General features: G+C 46.5%; 15 protein-coding genes, 3 rRNA genes, 1 pseudogene and 1 riboswitch. Of the genes and pseudogenes, 17 read left to right on the top strand and 2 right to left on the bottom strand.

All coding sequences use genetic code 11. The annotated features are described in order from the left end of the window. Positions 1–201 precede the first annotated feature (201 nt). The 9 genes from G4D54_14530 (at position 202) to G4D54_14490 (ending at position 10314) form a co-directional block, all read left to right on the top strand. Positions 202–633, top strand: a complete 432-nt coding sequence (locus tag G4D54_14530) for a Spx/MgsR family RNA polymerase-binding regulatory protein (protein QJA03574.1) — start codon at positions 202–204, stop codon at positions 631–633. 389 nt (positions 634–1022) lie between these two features. Then, positions 1023–2573 (top strand): 16S ribosomal RNA (locus G4D54_14525). 219 nt (positions 2574–2792) lie between these two features. Then, positions 2793–5701 (top strand): 23S ribosomal RNA (locus tag G4D54_14520). Positions 5702–5768: 67 nt separating this feature from the next. Continuing rightward, positions 5769–5882: ribosomal RNA gene (gene rrf, locus G4D54_14515) — 5S ribosomal RNA — on the top strand. Together the 16S, 23S and 5S rRNA genes form the textbook arrangement of a ribosomal RNA operon. Positions 5883–5993: 111 nt before the next feature. Further along, on the top strand, positions 5994–6839 hold the full coding sequence (locus tag G4D54_14510) for a hypothetical protein (protein QJA03573.1): 846 nt from the start codon (positions 5994–5996) through the stop codon (positions 6837–6839). A 70-nt stretch (positions 6840–6909) separates the two neighbouring features. Beyond that, complete coding sequence (locus tag G4D54_14505; GenBank protein ID QJA03572.1) at positions 6910–8415, top strand: tetratricopeptide repeat protein; 1506 nt, start codon at positions 6910–6912, stop codon at positions 8413–8415. A gap of 17 nt (positions 8416–8432) precedes the next feature. Continuing rightward, the gene (locus tag G4D54_14500) at positions 8433–9041 is read left to right on the top strand and encodes an SOS response-associated peptidase (protein ID QJA03571.1); all 609 of its coding nucleotides are present in this window, start codon (positions 8433–8435) and stop codon (positions 9039–9041) included. Next, positions 9038–9763, top strand: a complete 726-nt coding sequence (locus G4D54_14495; GenBank protein QJA03570.1) for an ABC transporter permease subunit — start codon at positions 9038–9040, stop codon at positions 9761–9763. Before G4D54_14500 ends, G4D54_14495 begins: the two co-directional genes overlap by 4 nt. 71 nt (positions 9764–9834) lie before the next feature. Then, entirely contained in the window at positions 9835–10314 is a 480-nt protein-coding gene (locus G4D54_14490) for a GNAT family N-acetyltransferase (GenBank protein QJA03569.1), read from the top strand. 108 nt (positions 10315–10422) lie between these two features. On the opposite strand, the gene G4D54_14485 is transcribed toward G4D54_14490, so the two are convergent. Further along, complete coding sequence (locus tag G4D54_14485) at positions 10423–11037, bottom strand: ECF transporter S component (protein QJA03568.1); 615 nt, start codon at positions 11035–11037, stop codon at positions 10423–10425. Positions 11038–11120: 83 nt separating this feature from the next. Beyond that, positions 11121–11235: riboswitch (FMN riboswitch) on the bottom strand. A 361-nt stretch (positions 11236–11596) separates the two neighbouring features. Here G4D54_14485 and G4D54_14480 point away from each other — a divergent pair. Beyond that, positions 11597–11989, top strand: coding sequence for a hypothetical protein (locus tag G4D54_14480; protein ID QJA03567.1), 393 nt, complete (start codon positions 11597–11599; stop codon positions 11987–11989). A 457-nt stretch (positions 11990–12446) separates the two neighbouring features. Here G4D54_14480 and typA read toward each other — a convergent pair whose 3' ends face one another. After that, a complete protein-coding gene (gene typA / locus G4D54_14475; protein QJA03566.1) occupies positions 12447–14282 on the bottom strand; it encodes a translational GTPase TypA in 1836 nt (611 codons plus the stop codon). Positions 14283–14409: 127 nt separating this feature from the next. Between typA and G4D54_14470 the strand changes: the two genes are divergently transcribed. From G4D54_14470 to G4D54_14440, 7 genes and pseudogenes are all read left to right on the top strand, one after another. Next, on the top strand, positions 14410–15723 hold the full coding sequence (locus G4D54_14470; GenBank protein ID QJA03565.1) for a polysaccharide deacetylase family protein: 1314 nt from the start codon (positions 14410–14412) through the stop codon (positions 15721–15723). A 15-nt stretch (positions 15724–15738) separates the two neighbouring features. Then, a complete protein-coding gene (locus G4D54_14465; protein ID QJA03564.1) occupies positions 15739–15909 on the top strand; it encodes a hypothetical protein in 171 nt (56 codons plus the stop codon). A 158-nt stretch (positions 15910–16067) separates the two neighbouring features. Next, positions 16068–16322, top strand: a pseudogene (locus G4D54_14460) (hypothetical protein). Between the two features lie 50 nt (positions 16323–16372). Next, entirely contained in the window at positions 16373–16963 is a 591-nt protein-coding gene (locus G4D54_14455) for a hypothetical protein (protein ID QJA03563.1), read from the top strand. A 35-nt stretch (positions 16964–16998) separates the two neighbouring features. Further along, a complete protein-coding gene (locus G4D54_14450) occupies positions 16999–17754 on the top strand; it encodes an esterase family protein (GenBank protein QJA03562.1) in 756 nt (251 codons plus the stop codon). Between the two features lie 225 nt (positions 17755–17979). Further along, a complete protein-coding gene (locus tag G4D54_14445; GenBank protein QJA03561.1) occupies positions 17980–19212 on the top strand; it encodes an MFS transporter in 1233 nt (410 codons plus the stop codon). Between the two features lie 19 nt (positions 19213–19231). Then, positions 19232–20323, top strand: a complete 1092-nt coding sequence (locus G4D54_14440; GenBank protein ID QJA03560.1) for a winged helix-turn-helix transcriptional regulator — start codon at positions 19232–19234, stop codon at positions 20321–20323. Positions 20324–20475 lie beyond the last annotated feature (152 nt).

Genomic DNA, 20475 nt, shown 5'->3' with positions numbered 1-20475 from the left:
CCTGCTGACTTGCACCATATACCAGCTCTCTGTTGAGGAACTGCCGTAAAACTACTATATCTTCATCTCTGCATTTCTGATTCCTTATTATCATACTATTATCAAATATGAAAAACAAGGAAAAAAGCAAAATCTGCAAAAATTGCTTTCCTATTAAAATACAATGAATTATAATAGATATATGTGAAGGAGGCAGAGAAGATGATTATTTTATATACTTCGCCTGGGTGTGCTAGCTGTAGAAAAGCGAAACAATGGTTAAAAGACAATGATATGAAATACATTGAAAAGAATATTTTTACAACACTGCTGAAGGAGGATGAAATCAAATACCTTCTGCAGAGAACAGAGAATGGTACGGAGGATATCATATCCACGCGTTCCAAGGCATTTCAGGAGCTGCATAGAGATTTGGATGATATCTCTATCAAGGAGCTGGTGGATATAATACAGAAAAATCCATCCATTCTGAAGCGTCCGATTATGATCAATGAGAAGAGCTTCGTTGTCGGATATGACGATGATGAAATTACGGCACTTGTTCCGGCGAAGCTGCGGCTTACCGCACAGCAGGCATGTAATCCAAGCTGTGCAAACTATCCGATCTGCGGCAGGGTTCGCGAGGAAGCATAAGAGCTTTACAAAATGGAAGCAACTAAAAGAGCTGTGACAGACTGTCTTCAGGCAGGTTGTCACAGCTTTTTATTACCTTTCATCGCATTTTATTTTATAAACGGAGATGGAAAAGCTCCTATAGAATAGAGAAACAGCTGTAAACAAAGGATGTAACCGTTTACGATTGATAATGTTAAAAAAAAGATGAAAAAAGTGAATTTTATCGTTGACACAGGGTATGATTCGTTGTATTATATACGAGCGCTGATGAGTACAGCGGCAAACGAAATAGAAATTTCGGTCTTTGAAAACTGAACAGGAAACGTCAATTATTTGAGAAAACAATATTCTCGGAATAACGATAACTAAAATGAAATTCAAACGCAAGTCATGCGTTAGAGCTAAATCAAATGGAGAGTTTGATCCTGGCTCAGGATGAACGCTGGCGGCATGCCTAATACATGCAAGTCGAACGAAGTCTTCAGGAAGCTTGCTTCCAAAAAGACTTAGTGGCGAACGGGTGAGTAACACGTAGGTAACCTGCCCATGTGTCCGGGATAACTGCTGGAAACGGTAGCTAAAACCGGATAGGTATACGGAGCGCATGCTCTGTATATTAAAGCGCCCTTCAAGGCGTGAACATGGATGGACCTGCGACGCATTAGCTAGTTGGTGAGGTAACGGCCCACCAAGGCGATGATGCGTAGCCGGCCTGAGAGGGTAAACGGCCACATTGGGACTGAGACACGGCCCAAACTCCTACGGGAGGCAGCAGTAGGGAATTTTCGTCAATGGGGGGGAAACCCTGAACGAGCAATGCCGCGTGAGTGAAGAAGGTCTTCGGATCGTAAAGCTCTGTTGTAAGTGAAGAACGGCTCATAGAGGAAATGCTATGGGAGTGACGGTAGCTTACCAGAAAGCCACGGCTAACTACGTGCCAGCAGCCGCGGTAATACGTAGGTGGCAAGCGTTATCCGGAATCATTGGGCGTAAAGGGTGCGTAGGTGGCGTACTAAGTCTGTAGTAAAAGGCAATGGCTCAACCATTGTAAGCTATGGAAACTGGTATGCTGGAGTGCAGAAGAGGGCGATGGAATTCCATGTGTAGCGGTAAAATGCGTAGATATATGGAGGAACACCAGTGGCGAAGGCGGTCGCCTGGTCTGTAACTGACACTGAGGCACGAAAGCGTGGGGAGCAAATAGGATTAGATACCCTAGTAGTCCACGCCGTAAACGATGAGAACTAAGTGTTGGAGAAATTCAGTGCTGCAGTTAACGCAATAAGTTCTCCGCCTGGGGAGTATGCACGCAAGTGTGAAACTCAAAGGAATTGACGGGGGCCCGCACAAGCGGTGGAGTATGTGGTTTAATTCGAAGCAACGCGAAGAACCTTACCAGGCCTTGACATGGAAACAAATACCCTAGAGATAGGGGGATAATTATGGATCACACAGGTGGTGCATGGTTGTCGTCAGCTCGTGTCGTGAGATGTTGGGTTAAGTCCCGCAACGAGCGCAACCCTTGTCGCATGTTACCAGCATCAAGTTGGGGACTCATGCGAGACTGCCGGTGACAAACCGGAGGAAGGTGGGGATGACGTCAAATCATCATGCCCCTTATGGCCTGGGCTACACACGTACTACAATGGCGACCACAAAGAGCAGCGACTTGGTGACAAGAAGCGAATCTCATAAAGGTCGTCTCAGTTCGGATTGAAGTCTGCAACTCGACTTCATGAAGTCGGAATCGCTAGTAATCGCAGATCAGCATGCTGCGGTGAATACGTTCTCGGGCCTTGTACACACCGCCCGTCAAACCATGGGAGTCAGTAATACCCGAAGCCGGTGGCATAACCGTAAGGAGTGAGCCGTCGAAGGTAGGACCGATGACTGGGGTTAAGTCGTAACAAGGTATCCCTACGGGAACGTGGGGATGGATCACCTCCTTTCTAAGGAGAAAGTACAAAAGAAGAGTTATCGAACATTTCCTGTTCAGTTTTGGAAGACTGATCTTCCAAACGAAAAAGAAGTCGATCTTTGAAAACTGAATAACAGAAGACATATGAAGGTCTATAACGAAAGTTGTAAACAAACATAGATATTCACGAGTAGAAAGTTAAACAAAACAGAAAACTCAAGCAAAAACCTAAGCAAAGAAATGAACGCTTTGAACTTAATGTGATTAAGTGAATAAGGGCGTACGGTGGATGCCTAGGCACTTGGAACTGAAGAAGGACGCAACAAACGGCGAAACGCGACGGGGAGTGGTACGTACACAAAGATCCGTCGATATCCGAATGGGGAAACCCGGCAGCAGTAATGAGCTGTCACCCATGAGTGAATACATAGCTCATGAGGGAGGTACCCGGAGAACTGAAACATCTAAGTATCCGGAGGAAAAGAAAATAAGAATGATTCCGTAAGTAGCGGCGAGCGAACGCGGAGGAGCCCAAACCAGATCTTGATCTGGGGTTGTAGGACCACGAGATGGCAAGAGCAAGGCTAAGAGAACGGCATTGAAAGGCCGACCGGAGAGGGTGCAAGTCCCGTAACTGAAAGCGATGTGAAGCCTAGTGGTATCCTGAGTACGGCGAGACACGAGAAATCTTGTCGGAAGCAGGCGGGACCATCCGTCAAGGCTAAATATACCCAAGTGACCGATAGTGAACCAGTACCGTGAGGGAAAGGTGAAAAGAACCGCGGGAGCGGAGTGAAATAGAACCTGAAACCGTATGCTTACAAGAAGTCAGAGCCCGTTAAAGGGTGATGGCGTGCCTTTTGTAGAATGAACCGGCGAGTTACGTTATCGTGCGAGGTTAAGTAGAAGATACGGAGCCGAAGCGAAAGCGAGTCTTAATAGGGCGGCAGTACGATGATGTAGACCCGAAACCGTGTGATCTAGCCATGACCAGGTTGAAGTTCAGGTGAAACTGAATGGAGGACCGAACCGACCCCCGTTGAAAAGTTGGCGGATGAGTTGTGGCTAGGGGAGAAATTCCAATCGAACACGGATATAGCTGGTTCTCCCCGAAATAGCTTTAGGGCTAGCGTCGAGGTAGAGTCGCATGGAGGTAGAGCACTGAATGTACGATGGCCCCATCCCGGGGTACTGAGTATAATCAAACTCCGAATGCCATGGTGACATACTCGGCAGTCAGACTGTGGGTGATAAGGTCCATGGTCAAAAGGGAAACAGCCCAGACCGCCAGTTAAGGTCCCAAAATGTATGCTAAGTGGAAAAGGATGTGGGGATGCACAGACAACTAGGAGGTTGGCTCAGAAGCAGCCATCCTTCAAAGAGTGCGTAACAGCTCACTAGTCGAGTGACCCTGCGCCGAAAATGTACCGGGGCTAAGCATACTACCGAAGCTGCGGATTTGCAGTAATGCAAGTGGTAGGGGAGCGTTGCATGCACGTAGAAGCTGTACCGTAAGGAGCAGTGGAGAGCATGGAAGAGAGAATGCCGGTGTGAGTAGCGAGATGTAGGTGAGAATCCTACACACCGATAGCCCAAGGATTCCAGGGGAAGGTTCGTCCGCCCTGGGTAAGTCGGGACCTAACGCGAGGCCGAAAGGCGTAGTGGATGGAAAACAGGCAGATATTCCTGTACCCGCGATGGAAATGAAGGAATGACGGAGAAGGCTAGTGTGAGCCACTTAGTGGATTGTGGTCGAAGCATATAGCAGGCTGACAGTGAAATGCGTCAGCGGGATGTAAGATGTGATAGGTAAGGGAACGCCCTCGGGCAAGTACTGAAGCACATGATGCCAGCTTCCAAGAAAAGTTTCTAGTATTAATTCCATAGCGGCCCGTACCAAAACCGACACAGGTGGGCAAGGAGAGAATCCTGAGGTGAGCGAGAGAACTGTTGCCAAGGAACTCGGCAAAATGACTCCGTAAGTTAGCGATAAGGAGTGCTCTTGTAAAAGAGAGCCGCAGTGAAGAGGCCCAAGCGACTGTTTAACTAAAACACAGCTCTCTGCAAAGTCGCAAGACGAAGTATAGGGGGTGACGCCTGCCCGGTGCTGGAAGGTTAAGAGGATTTGTCATCCGCAAGGAGAAGCAATGAATTGAAGCCCCAGTGAACGGCGGCCGTAACTATAACGGTCCTAAGGTAGCGAAATTCCTTGTCAGGTAAGTTCTGACCCGCACGAAAGGCGTAACGATTTGGGCGCTGTCTCGGCAGCAGACTCGGTGAAATCTTAGTACCTGTGAAAATGCAGGTTACCCGCAACTAGACGGAAAGACCCCATGGAGCTTTACTGTAGCCTGATATTGAATTTTGATCAAAGATGTACAGGATAGGTGGGAGGCTGTGAGACGTGTACGCCAGTATACGAGGAGCCGCTGTTGGGATACCACTCTTGTTTGATTGAAGTTCTAACCTGCACCCATGAACTGGGTGAGGGACCGTGTCAGGTGGGCAGTTTGACTGGGGCGGTCGCCTCCTAAAGAGTAACGGAGGCGCCCAAAGGTACGCTCAGATTGGATGGAAATCAATCGACGAGTGCAAATGCAGAAGCGTGCTTGACTGTGAGACAAACAAGTCGAACAGGGACGAAAGTCGGGATTAGTGATCCGGCGGTGCCGAATGGAAGGGCCGTCGCTCAACGGATAAAAGCTACCCTGGGGATAACAGGCTGATCTCGCCCAAGAGTTCACATCGACGGCGAGGTTTGGCACCTCGATGTCGGCTCATCGCATCCTGGAGCTGAATTCGGTTCCAAGGGTTGGGCTGTCCGCCCATTAAAGCGGTACGCGAGCTGGGTTCAGAACGTCGTGAGACAGTTCGGTCCCTATCTGTTGTGGGCGTTGGAGATCTGAGGAGAGCTGTCCTTAGTACGAGAGGACCGGGATGGACCTACCGCTGGTGCACCAGTTGTTCCGCCAGGAGCATAGCTGGGTAGCTAAGTAGGGAAGGGATAAGCGCTGAAAGCATCTAAGCGCGAAGCCTACTCCAAGATGAGATCTCCCATTCGTAAAACGAAGTAAGACCCCTTGAAGACGACGAGGTGGATAGGTCAGAGATGGAAGTGTAGCGATACATGGAGTTGACTGATACTAATAGGTCGAGGACTTAATCACACGTACCAGATGGTACAAAAAGAAACTGTCAACTGTTATTCAGTTTTGAGGGGTAGACCTCAAAGTGATCTGGTGGCGATAGCGATGTGGACACACCTGTTCTCATCCCGAACACAGAAGTTAAGCATATCAGCGGCGACAATATCTGGACTGGCTCCAGTGAAGATAGCACGCTGCCAGGTAATCTGACTCATCTTTGGATGGGTCTTTTTTAATCGTTGACGAATGATTGTTTTGCTGGTATAAAATTCGAAAGAATGGTAAAATTCTCTAGTATGTGAAGGAGGAGTTTTATGCAGGATGTACTACAGGATGTATTCCATGATGCGTTACCAATGATGCCGTTTTTATTTCTGACGTATCTACTTATGGAATACCTGGAACATAAAAGCAATGACCGTTTCCAGAAGCGGCTGGAATCCGCAAGAGCTCTGGGACCGCTGATTGGTGGTATCTTAGGCATTGTGCCGCAATGCGGCTTTTCTGTGCTGGCAAGCGGTTTGTATATGAACCGTTCCATTTCACTTGGAACCTTACTGGCTGTTTTTATTTCTACCAGTGATGAGGCTATTCCGATTCTGGTCGCACAGCCGAAGCAAATCAATGTCCTATTCTCTGTTATCGCAGTAAAGCTTGTTATCGCAGTACTGGTTGGATATATTGTAGATTTGCTTGTACGCGGACACCGGTTAAAGGAAAACCATCCGCTGCATGATATTCATGCGGAGTGTGAGAAAGAGAGTGTGGAGGAACATCATTCCATCGTCTATATTGCTATGATTCGTACCATTAAAATCTTTATTTTTGTCTTTGCTGTAAATTTTGCATTGTCTGTTTTCATTTACTACATTGGGGAGGATACACTGCGTACCATATTGGCACAGGGCTCTTATCTGCAGCCAATGCTTGCGGCTCTGGCAGGATTTATTCCCAATTGTGCAGCCAGTGTAATTCTGGCACAGCTGTTTATGGACGGCGTGCTGTCCTTTGGGGCACTAACCGCCGGACTGATTACCAGTGCAGGACTTGGACTGCTGGTGCTGCTTCGTATGTATGACAACAAAAAGGATATCCTGCGCATCTTTGCCATTCTCTTTGTGACAGCAATCACAAGTGGGATTGTATTGCAGCTGTTTTAGGCCATGGGAGCATGGTCTTCTTTTTTTCAGCCCGAAAGTATAGTATAATAGGTGAAAAGGGGTGCAGACTATGGATTATAAGGAAGAATTTACACAGCTGATCGAGGAAAACAGGCTGGACGATGCACGTATACTGCTGGAGAAGCACAAGCTGTACGCGAGTGAGGAGCCTTTTTATTATGGGAATATGGGATGGATTCTGAATCATATGGAGCGCTATCAGGAGGCGGAGGTATTTCTGCGAAAAGGGCTTGTTTATTTCCCGGAGGATGGTTGGATATATTCTCAGCTGGGCTTTTCACTGGATCGGCAGAGGAATATCAGGGATGGACTGGATGCTTTGCTGAAGGCTTTGGAGCTTGGCTTTGATGAGCCCTGGCTGCATGGTGAAATTGGATGGTGTTATAAGGAGCTGGGCAATCTGAAAGATGCGATTACATATTTTGAAAACGGCTTGCTGGATGATGAACGAAATGTCTGGCTGCTTTCGCAGGCTGCCGAGGCATATTACGGGCTTGGAGACAAGGAAACAGCTGAGGAATACTATGTGAGGAGCTACCGTATCCTGCCGGATGAGGATGCTCGCTTTGATCTGGCGAGGTTTTACAAGGCCTGTGGGGAATATGATAAGGAGATTCAAATCCTGCAGGAGATTCAACATGAGCATTACCGGGACTGGAGGGAATTTGAGCTTGGATTTGCTTATTTCCAGAAGGATGAACCACAGGAGGCACTTTTGCATCTTTTAAAGGCTCTGGAGCTGGGAAGAGATGATACAAGTGAGCGAACGCTGCTGGGAGATGTGTATCGTTCCCTGCAACGTATCAGGGAATCGGATGAGCAGTATAACACGGCTCTGGAGTACTTTGAAAAGGCATTGCAGAAGGAAACGGATACCTATTGGATCTATCAGGAAATGATCTGGATTGCGCATAAGCAGCAGGACTGGACAAAAAAGCTTCAATATCTGGAGCGTGCCAGTGAAGAAAAAAAGGATGATCTTTGGCTGATGTTTCATTATGCCCGATGCTACAGTGATCTGCATGACCATGTTAAGGCTATTGCAGCCTGTGAGTTCTGTCTGCAGCATGGAGAGGAAGGCAGGGAAATGCAGGATCTGTATGCGTGGAATCTGGGAAGAAGCTCTCAGGGGGAGAAAGCCATTGCTGTTTTGAAGAAGCGGATTGAGCGCTTCGGAGGTGAAGCCTGGAATTTCAGCGAGCTGGGCTGGAATTATACACAGCTGGAAGACTATAAAGAAGCGATTCGCTGCTTTAAGAAGGCCTATGATCTGGAACCGAAGAATCCGTTAAACTGTTCCATGCTGGGTTGGTGTAATCTGCGGCTGAATCAACTGGATGCGGCCTTATCGTTTCTTCTGGAAGCTCGTCAGCTGGGAAGGGATGACGGCTGGCTGCATTCCGCGTTTGGGGAGCTGTATACGGAAAAACAGAAATATGCGCAGGCTCTGGAGCATTATCAGAAAGCCCTGAAGCAGGGCTATAATGAAAATTGGATAAAAAAAGAGATTACACAGCTTGAAGGACTGCTGGAGGAACGAAACGAAAAAGTATAAGGACAGGAGGCTTGCATATGTGCGGAAGATATTTTTTTGAATTAAAAGAGCTGCCTGCATTCGCAAGGCTGAAGCATAAAATCGAGCAGCAGGCGCTGTTTGAGTTTGCCAGAGAGGAAGTATTTCCCGGCAATCAGGCGCTGGTACTCGTCAACGGACAGGAGGATTTTTCGCTGGATGTGATGAAATGGGGAATCGAGGGACCGTATGGTAAGCTGATCAATGCAAGAAGTGAAGGTATTGAAAAGAAAAAGACCTTTCGCTCCATGCTTTCTAAGAAATGTCTGATTCCCTGCAACGGATTTTATGAATGGGTGAAGGTAGGAAAGCAGAAGCAGAAAATACTGATCCAGCGCGAGGATGCCCCTCTGTTTTATCTGGCAGGAATTTATAATGAGCATAAGGAATTCGTGATTGTGACAGGGGAATCCGTAAGACAAATGAAGGATATCCATGATCGTACTCCCATTCTGATGCTTGAGGATCAGATTCCGCTGTATCTGCAGGACGAACTGGAATTTCAGGTAGATAACGAACGACTGACATTTACGGCAGTGGATAACAGGAAAGCACCTGTACCGGCTAAAAACAGCCAGCTGTCACTGTTTGATGAGGATGAGCGATGAGGCAGGCCAGAATTTTGTCATCGGCGTTTCTGCTGTTTCTTCTCTGGTGGCTGCTGGCTGTCTGGATGGATAATGATTTTATCATTCCCTATCCCCTCGATGTTTTGAAGCTGATGGGAGCGCAGCTGCAGTCTGCGGCATTTTATCAGAGTACACTGGTGACGCTGCTTCGCTCATGGGGCGGACTATTGGCGGCATTTGTATTGGCCGGGTGGTGTGCATTCCTATCCTACCGCATGCCTGCCTTCCATGATTTGTTTTATCCAATCCTGCTGCTGACCCGCAGTGTTCCCAATATTTCCTACATCATCGTTATCCTATTATGGTTCGGCTCGGAGAGCAGTGCGGCAATCGTCAGCTTTCTCATCATTTTCCCAACGATATACAGCAGTCTGTACAGTGGTCTGCAGCATATGGATGAAAACCTGAAGCGAGTCGTTCAGCTATATCCGGAGAGTCGCTGGTATTTGCTGCGCCGTGTCTATCTGCCGCTGCTTTCTTCCTCTATACAGGCATCGTTATCCAACGGGATTTCGCTGACCTTTAAGGTGGGTGTCATGTCGGAAATCATGGGGCAGGTACCGATGGGGATCGGACGGCAGATGAATTTATGCAGGCTGACCTCGGATATGACCGGTGTCTTTGCATGGACCGGATGGATTATACTGATCTTACTGCTTATGGATGCTCTGCTTCATTTCGCAGGCGGACAAAAGGTCTGAAGAATTGCTTTGAGAATACTTTTTTTAGGAATTGAAGCTATGCAATAATAAAAACGGGAAGGAGAAATATCATGAAGGATCACATTCATCTGCGGACTGCACGGCAGGAGGATGCGGCTGCATTACAGTGTTTGAATGCTGATGTGCTTGGCTATGACTGTTCGCTGTCAGATACACAAAAGCAGCTGCATCGTCTGTTACACATGCCGCAGCATCTCCTTGTGGTGGCTGAAAGAAAGCAGGAGCTTATCGGCTATGTGCATGCACAGGATTATGATATTCTGTATGCAGCGCCAATGATAGATATTTTGGGAATTGCAGTACATACGGATTACCAGCAGCAGGGAATTGGAAGCAGGCTGCTTGCGGAGGTAGAGCAATGGGCAGAAAATCAGAATGTCTGTATGATTCGTCTTGTTTCCGGCGAGTACGTACAGGGGCACATGCCTTTTATGAAGCAAGGGGCTATGTGCGTGAGAAGCGCCAGCTCAACTTCAAAAAGATCATCAAAAAGCATGAGGAGTAGGCCTTTGGTATGTTGGAAAGGATGAAGTAATCCCTTAATACATGAATCGATAGCAGCTGCTTTCCATCAGGGTATGGCTTGCATAATAAAACAAGCTTCCGCTTTATCTGAATTCAGACCAAGCGGAAGCTTGTTACCGTTTCTTTATAACCGGGGATACCTTTTTATAAGATAAGAAGACAACAATGCTGCACAGGACACCCTTTAACACATTGAATGGGGTGGTTGCCATCAGCACCAGTGCAAGCAATCCGTTAATGTTTGGATTTACTGCATGGCCAAATTCGATAATGCGATCCAGTGGCAGGTTCATAAAATAGGAATAAGCCGGCAGCATTACGAAATAATTCAGAAGTCCTCCCAGTATCGTCATACAGATCGTTCCTGCAATCAGACCGAACAGGGCATGCTTTCTCGTTTTATCCCTTTGATAGATGATTGTGGCCGGAAGTACAAAGGAAAGACCAATCAGAAAGTTGGTAAGCTCTCCGACGCCCATCGTAATGGTTCCTCCGATGAGCAGATTCAATGCGATTTTCAGAGCTTCAATGCAGACGGCTGCCCAGGGGCCAAGAGCAAATCCTCCAATCAATACGATAACCTCATCAAAGCCAAGCTTATAAAAATCAGGCGCAAAGGGAAGGGGGATTTCAAACATCATGACCAGAAAGGCCAGTGCTCCCAGAATACTGATTTTGGCGATGGTTTGTACACTCATCCTGCTTTTTGTTGAAACATATGCTGACATATACGATTCCTCCTGTCTGTGTCAGCCTTTTTTCAAAAGAAAAAAGGTTTTCAACAAAAACCTTTAGGGACATATCGAAAAAAACTTAACTTCTTTCATCCAGACTATACTGTCGCCACCGGAGTTTCACACGGTTCTGCCTTATGGCTTGCGGGGTATACCGCCGATTGGGAATTTCACCCGACCCTGAAGTTTTTTGTCGGGTATATCATAGCAGTCTTTTCTCATTCCGTCAACACAAACGCTCCATAAACTATATGTCAGTAATTTCGGTCTTACTGTTGTCAGCTTTTCATGAACCCTCAGTAAAAAAAGCAATTGAGAGAAAGACGGTTACATCCTGTGTTTTCATACATCTGTTTGCTTTTCACACTACACAATGCTGTATATCATCTTCCACACAGTGGTCTATAGGCGCAATCCTCGATTGCTGTGCAATTCCTGCGGGAAGCTGGTAAAACATGGGCTTTTTGTGTGATATTGTCGTAAAATTCCGACAGGCTGGAAATCGGAAAGGGAACGTGATATAATATGTCACAATCGAAGGGAGTTTTGAAATATGAAATGGTTTCAGAATTTTATGCGCGGAAGATACGGTGTGGATCAGCTGTCTTTTGCGTTATTGATTCTGTATTTTGTAATCACGATTCTGGGCACTGCTTTCCGTATCCCATATATCGGCTATGTGGCGCTGCTGCTGATCGTATGGTGCTGGTTTCGTATTTTGAGCAGAAATACATATAAGCGCTCACAGGAAAATGCGAAATTTATGGGGTGGATCTACCCGATTCAGAATAAATGGAGAACAAAGAAACGCGAATTTCAGGATCGCAAGACACATAAGTATTACAACTGTCCCAACTGTAAGCAGCGTTTGCGTGTTCCGAAGGGGAGGGGTACTATTACGATTACCTGCCCGAAATGTAAAACAAAGTTTGACAAGCGTACGTAACAGTTACTGCCGAAGGAACATACTCACGGCAGTTTTTTTCATACAGGCAGATTCCCGAGGGAAGCTTCTTGTTCATGGGAGAAACAGCCATTTCTCTGCTTATTCTCACCTGCGTGAATAGTCTGAGCTCTCTTCCAGCCTACCCTCGCGTCCCTCAACCTATGATAAAGCCTTTTTAGGGACATCAACAGAGTTTCCATGGTGCTTCCAATTCTATTCTTATTAGTGAACGCACAGGAAAAGCCTAGTAAGCCGGGGTCCATACCTATGATTCAGGCTTTATTTCCCATGACCAAGGAAGAACCGTGCAGCATTCCTCTGGTGGTATTCGCGTTCAGCAGCGCTGTTTCTCTTTCAGACTGTTCGGATTTGTATAAGGCTGGATGCATCGTCCGGTATTCGCAAGCCGCAGAAAGCATCATAAAAAAAACGCCAGATGCTGGCGTTTTCTGTTTGTTTATTTTACTTCATCGGATACTCTTTCACGATAATACTGACGGCGCTCATGCGGCTTCAGCCCCTTCTTGCGAAGACGGATGCTGTCCGGTGTGATTTCCACCAGCTCATCATCATTGATCCATTCCAGAGCTTCCTCCAGCGTCATATCTCTTGGCGGCGTCAGACGCATTGCCTCATCATTTCCACTGGAACGAATCGCTGTCAGCTTTTTGTTTTTCAACGGATTGACATCCATGTCAACGTTTCTTGCGGATTCGCCGATGATCATTCCCTCATAGACCTCGGTCTGCGGAGAAATAAACAGGGAACCGCGCTCCTGCAGATTCCAGAGGGCATAGGTCATAGCACCACCTGTTTCTGTGGAAATCATGGCACCGTTTGCACGCTGTGTGATTTCTCCCTTATAAGGCGTATATCCCTTGATACGGCGAACCAGGGTACCCTCTCCGCGTGTATCATTGATGAACTCACTGCGATATCCCAGAAGTCCTCTTGTCGGTGCCTCATAGGTAATACGGCAATAGCCGTTTTCTTCCACCATGTCCACCATGACACCCTTTCGCAGGTTCAGCTTATTGATGATGGTTCCGCTGTATTCTTCCGGAGCCAGTGCAACAACTTCCTCCACAGGCTCTACCGTCTTTCCGTTTTCATCCTTGTGCAGAATAACCTCTGGCTTGCTTACGGCTACCTCATAGCCTTCCCGGCGCATCTGCTCCAGCAAAACAGAGATATGTAATTCTCCGCGGCCGCTGACCTTGAAGCAGTCTCCGCTGTCTGTCGGCTCCACCTTCAGTCCGACATTGACCTCCAGCTCCTTTTCCAGACGCTCCTTCAGATTACGTGAGGTTACATATTTCCCGCTCTTTCCGGCGAACGGAGATTTGTTGACGATAAAGTTCATGCTCAGGGTAGGCTCTTCCACATGAATGCTTTCCAGCGGCATGACATGATCCTTTTCACACAGGGTTTCTCCGATCATGATATCCGGAATACCGGCTACCACAACGATATCACCGCTTCTCGCTTCTTTTACAGAAACACGGCCCAATCCACGGTATACAAAGATCTGTGAGGTGGTATTGGTACGCTCATGTCCAAACGAATCACAGATGACAACGCTTTGCTGTGCATTCAGCACACCCTGATAAATACGTCCGATGCCCAGACGCCCGATATACTCATCGTAGGCCAGCGCACTGATCTGCATCTGCAAAGGCTCCTCATCCAAATCCGGATAGGCTTCACAATGCTTCAGAATCGTCTTGAACAGCGGTTCAATGGAATCACTTGGTGTATCCATATCATACTGAACGATTCCCTGCTTGGCCACACCGTATAAAATCGGGAAGTCAAGCTGTGCATCCGTTGCATTCAAATCCAAAAACAACTCATACACCTCATCCACAACCTCCTGAGGACGGGCGTCCTTTTTGTCAATCTTGTTGATTAACAGAATCGGGCGAAGCCCCATCTCCAGAGACTTGCTTAATACAAAGCGCGTCTGCGGCATAGGACCCTCACTGGAATCCACCAGCAGAATAACGGCATCAACGGTCTTAATGATACGCTCTACTTCACTGGAGAAATCCGCATGGCCCGGAGTATCTACAATATTGATTTTAACACCATCATGGATAACACTGCAGTTTTTGGAATAGATGGTGATACCACGTTCCCGTTCCAGATCATTGCTGTCCATAACACAGTCGACAACTTCTTCATTGCTGCGAAATACATCACTCTGACGAAGGAAGGCATCTACCAGAGTAGACTTTCCTGCATCGACGTGGGCAATGACCGCGATATTTATAATCTTTTCTTTTTCATTCATATTTAATTCCACCTTTTAGACCAACTATAATGATAATACGAAATCGCCTGAATTACAATTTTTTTCGCAGAATAATGCATTATTTTCGCCTGTTTTTCCATATACTTGAAGGAGCAGGTGATAATTCATGAATGTTAGACGTATTGTATGCCCTTTCCTTTGTCTGCTGCTGCTTTGCGGCTGCAGAAGTGAGGAGCTGGATGAGAATAAGAATCCGAATCAGGAAATCGGAACGACCGTGCAGGATATCCAATATAAGGATACCTATTTGGAAAGCATCATGTATCCGAAAACAGACATTGCAAAGCTGGACAAGAAAATCAAGGATACGGTGGATACCTATCAGAAGCATTTTCTGGAGGCGGTGAAGCCGTATAAGGAAAAGCGCAAGGCGGAATTCAATATAACCTGGCAATCCTTTTATAAGGATGATCGATATGTTTCGGTAAAGCTTGCGATCTATCAATGCATTTATCAGAAGCAGGAGTATGTGGAAACGATCGTATACGATACAAAGAAACAGGATTTTCTTCATCTATACGATATTTTTGACGCGGATAGGATACAGCTCCTTTCCGCAAAAGCATCTGACTATTTTCAGAAACGCTTTCCCAAGGAATGCGATAATGACCGTTTTCGCACCCATATTTCCGCAGTAGAGGATAACTTCGACCGTTTTGTATTGAAAAAGGACCGTATGGTATTCTACTTTCCACAAAAAACCCTGTTTGATGAGGCGGCCACGTTTGAATGCGGCTATGACAGCCTCGGGGATGCCGTGGATTTAAAGAATGAGGCACAGCAGACAATCGTCCCCTATGAGGATATTCTCAATGAGCCCATTAAGAATATCGATCCGAATAAACCGATGATCGCCCTCACCTTTGACGACGGACCGAGCAAGCGCTATACACCTGCGATTTTGGATGCTTTAAAGGAGTATGGTGCAAATGCGACCTTCTTTGTCCTTGGCAGCAATGCGGATAATTTTCCGGATATTCTGCAGCGCATGGTGCTGGAGGGGAATGAAATCGGAAATCATACGTATTCACACAAGCAGCTGACGACGCTGTCAAAGGAAAACATCGAGGAGGAAATCATTGCGACGCAGGAATCCATTTATGATATCACACATCGCTATCCGGATGTCATACGGCCGCCTTACGGCAGTAAGAATAAAACGGTTATGGAATGTGCAAAGGGAAAACGTATCGTCACCTGGTCACTGGATACGAGGGATTGGCATGATCGTGATGCAAAGGTTGTGGTGGAACGGGTTCTCAAGCAGGTACAGGACGGAGACATTATCCTGATGCATGATTTATACGCCTCTACAGCCTCTGCTGTGCAGGAGCTGGTGCCAAGGCTGCAGGAGCAGGGGTATCAGCTGGTGACCGTGTCTGATCTGTATACGTACAGCAGGCATATCCGCCATTCCTGAGGGCTGCAGAGAAATATGCATGGGCAGTATGATGACGGCGGTTATTTACGTAGACAGCTGGGCTGTAAAGAGAGGCACCGGCTACAGGCCGGAGGGAAATCAGGAAACCAGTATCCATATGCCGTTATGATGACAGGACTGTTACAGAAGTTACCAATGAGTGCCTGCGACAGTCCCTGTGTATAGGCGGATGCGATTTCTGTATCACCTTATCAGCAGGAGGCAGGAAGAAGATCAGAAAAAAGCTGACCTTCTTTTCATTCTGTTTCAGAAAGAAAAAAATACATGTCTTTCAAAATCGCTTTTTATATGGTATAATAATCAAAAGAGAAAGCTGGGAATGTATGAATTTTCTTATCCTATCCCCGCTATTTCCTGCGACAAACTGGAACTTTTGTGATCGATTGAAGCTGAACGGTATCAATACCCTGGGAATCGGTTATGAACCGTATGAGGAATTGCGGATCGAGGTCAGGCATGCGTTGCAGGACTACATACAAATACAACAATATCAATCCTATGATGCAGCATTGCGGGCAGCGGCGTTTTTCACATATCGCTATGGGTGGATAAACGGTATGGAATCCTTTCAGGAAGGAAGACTGTTTTTCGATGCACGGCTGCGTACGGATTTTCATGTAGAGAGCGGATGTACGGTTTCCAATGTTCAGCGATTCCTGGACAGCGGGACACGGCGTGCGTGGATCCGGGCATGTGGTGTACAGTCACTCCGGCAAGACGGGCGTTATCTCTTCCGCAGGCACAGGAGCTGTTATCTGCACAGAAGCATGGCGCACTGTATAACGTACAGAAGGAACAGCTGTATGCATACGAGGATGGCAAGAAGCTTGCGGATGCATGGAATGGATGTCAACAGCTGCGGGTGCCAAAGCTGGAGGGAAGTCTTTATATATGGGAGGCTTTGCTGGATCATACAGGTGCTTCACGCGCAACAGCCGCAGGGCGTCTTTCCGGGGGAAAACAGTATCGGATTTCGAAAGAGGAGGAAAAAGAGCTGACTGTGTTTGCGCAAGAGGCATGCGCAAAATTGTGTGCTAATGAGTGGAGCTGCGGCTTCCTGCATATGCTGATATGGAAGCGGCAGGGGCATTGGGAGCTTTTGGACATACGTAGCGGGGCAGATCGATGTGTATTGCTGAAGGAATACCCGGATATCTACCAGCTGTGGGCGGATGGAATGTGCGAAGAAATGGAGCGTGCGAGTGCTCAAAAAAAATGAAGTGATGATGGCGCAAGAAGAAGGAGGGTATCTTTATGAACGTGGAGTATTATAAGGAATTGAGTCATGAGCTGAATCGGGATATGGAATTTAAGGTGTATGGACACACAGGCATTCCCTGTCTGGTATTTCCTGCCCAGAACGGACGGTTTTATGATTTTGAAAACTTTGGTATGATTGATGCTGCACATGAGTATGTGGATGCCGGCAGAATTCAGTTTTTCTGCTGTGACAGCATTGATAATGAAACATGGAGCAATGTCGACGGAAATCCAAGAGAACGTATGGAGCAGCATGAGCGCTATTATCATTACATCATCGATGAACTGATCCCCCGCATTCAGGAAATCAGCACCTATGCGAACAGCGGAAAAGAGCCGCACGATATGATGACCTGCGGCTGCAGTCTGGGAGCCTTTCATGCATTGAACTTCTTCCTGCGAAGACCGGATTTATTCAATCGGGTGCTGGCAATGAGCGGCTTGTATCATGCCGATTATTTCTTTCATGATTATCATGACGAGCTGACCTATCGCAATTCACCGAGTGATTATCTGCCGAATATGCAGCAGGATCATCCGTATATGGAGCTGTATCGCAATTCGGAAATCGTCTTATGCTGCGGACAGGGGGCCTGGGAACAGGAAATGGAAAACAGCATGCATCAGATGGAGGCGATATTTGCTGACAAGCATATTGATGTCTGGATCGATTTCTGGGGATATGATGTATCCCATGACTGGTACTGGTGGAAAAAACAAATTGATTATTTTTTGCAGTTTATGGTATAGGGACCTGTTCATCAGGTCTTTTTTTTCGGAAGACTGCCGCAAATAGGAAGCCTAGCGCATCTACATCCGGATACCGCATATGTATATGGTTTATCTGCAAGTCTGGTTGTTGCAGAGCTCTCCTTGTAAATATTTATATATATTAGATATATATCTAATATGCTGATTGACAATCGTCTATCTATATTGTATTATATATTCATCAAATAAAGGAGATAGATATATATGGAACAAGGTTATCGACAGATTTTCAAACAGAGAGAGTTTATGAAAATGACGGGAGCGAATTTTATCAACCGGTTTGGTGACTCCATCGATATGATTGCATTCACCTGGCTGATATTTGAACTCACAGGCTCCGCAAGCTGGTCTGCGATTATGCTGGGTGTGAATATGATACCAAATGTGCTCGTTCAGCCCTTCGCAGGAGCGATCGTGGAGCGTATGGAGAAAAAGAACATCATGATTGCTTGTGACATTTTACGGGGAATCCTTACAGCAGGCATTGCCGTATTGTATATGCTGTCAGCTCTGCAGCCGTGGATGCTGCTGCTGATCACGTTTTTGAACAACACACTGGAATCCTTTCGCAACCCGGCATCCACAGCCTTTACGCCACTGATTCTTGAACGTGAATATTATGATTTCGGTCTATCCTTTTCTCAATCCTCATCCCGAATCTGTGAACTCATCGGTACAGGGATGGGTGGTATCCTGATTGCGGCAATCGGTCTGTCGGGTGCAATACTGTTTGATGTGGCCTCCTTCTTCCTCTCTGCTCTCATCATCTGCTGTATTCACAGCAAGGAAATAACAGAGAAAGCAGAAGTGGATATCCACAAAAGTATATACCTGTTGAAGGAAGGCTTTCGTTATGTAAAGGGCATGCCGCTGTTAATCGTCATCTGCGCCTGTGCAATGCTGATGAATATGCTTCTGGTACCGTATAATTCCTTTCAGGCTCCTTATATCAGCGGAATTCTGCATCAGGGGGCGGATTTATTATCCGTATCCTCTTTGGCTCTTTCCGTCGGTATGGGCATCGGATCCTTCGTATATCCGTATCTGCACAAGCATATGCGTAACCGGCCGCTGCTGTTAACTGGCGGTGTTTCCACCGGATTTTATTATCTGGCGCTGACGCAGATTGCACATCTGCAGGGTACCGTGGTGATTTATTGCACAATGGCAGTAGCTGCCTTCCTGTTCGGGTTCTGTATCGCTATTCTGATGAACATCGTTACAATATCTTTTATGAAGCATGTGGAGCAGTGCTATCTAGCCAGAGTCAGTGCCATCTTTAATGCTTCGGCAACCATTGCTACTCCGCTGACCTCCTTTGCAATGAGCGTTGTCTGTCTGTATGTGTCTCTCCCTGTAATTTTCGCATCCTTTGCTTTGTTTACTTTCGTGGTGTTTACTGGTATGATATTCCTGAAACAGTTGAAAAATCTGTAATGTAAAGGAGTTGGCGAGAGTGAAAATCCTGTTTAAAAACCATTTTCAGCCTATGCTGGAATGCTGTGAGCTGCTGGAGGACTGCCTCAGAAAGGAACGCTATGAGGAGACCTTGCGGGGAGAGCATCTGCCGATTGAGGAGGAGAACCGTATCCAGTCTCATATCGACGTTTTAATCGATATTCGTTCCGAGGTGGATGCTGTATTTCTGCAGGACTATAAAGATTTGTCACTTTTGTTTGAAGATAAGAAAAACGGGAAAGTCACTCCTTTTCGCAGCTTTTTCATCAGTTATCTGGATATGGAGGAAACAGACTGGAAGCTGCAGCTGCAGAGGCTGCGCAGGGTCTGCGAGAAAGACCGCCTCTGTCTGATTCGTGCGTATATCAGCAATTTCGATGAAGATAAGGATTATAAAAATGTGGAGGATGCGGTTCTTCTGCAGGATCTCAATGCCACCTCTCTATCAGCTGAGGATAAATGGGAGCTGTTGATGAAGGCACAGGATATGACGGCCGTACTGGATCGATGGGAGGAGCTTTTTATTAAGCTGCTTGCAGTGCTGGACCGGTATCAGAAGGAATATGCTGAGGCAGCAAGGCAGTTTGAGGATATGATAGAGAATCATGAGGAACTGCTGAAAGAACTGAGTGAGTTTACTGGTATGAAGCTGGACGAGGTTCTGTTCAAATCCGAGGAGCTGTTGATCCTGCCAGCCTTTTCGGGTTTTCGTTCCCTGTCCTTTCTGACACAGGATCTGAATGAGCATGGAAAGGCAACCCTCATCTGGGGGCTGGATATACTGTCTCTTCTGAAATATAAGAAGGCGGGCATGTCTGTGGATACCATCTGCACCAGTCTGAAGCTGCTCAGTGATAAAAGCAAGTTTGAAATTTTGTGCTATGTATCCCGGCAATGTGCCTATGGGGCGCAGATTGCCAAGGAGCTGCAGCTCACAACCCCAACCATCAGCTATCATATGCAGGCTTTGATGAATGCCGGATTCATTAAATTCCGTAAGGAAAACAACCGCCTGTACTATTCTCTGAACCGGGAATATCTGGAGGAATTTCTGGAGATGACAAAGCAGAAGCTGCTGTCTAATTCCTAGTAAAATGCTTCACATATTTTCACGTATTTTAAACATTTTTTATCCAAATAAATATCATATACTATTACACGAGCAGGGAAGTTAACCTTGCTTGTATGTACTCATCATTCTCCCTAATGATAATTCATACAATTTTCTATCCCCTTAAATAA

It is taken from the genome of [Clostridium] innocuum (assembly GCA_012317185.1).
GTDB classification, from domain to species: domain Bacteria; phylum Bacillota_I; class Bacilli_A; order Erysipelotrichales; family Erysipelotrichaceae; genus Clostridium_AQ; species Clostridium_AQ innocuum.
This window is presented reverse-complemented; position numbering and strand designations above follow the sequence as displayed.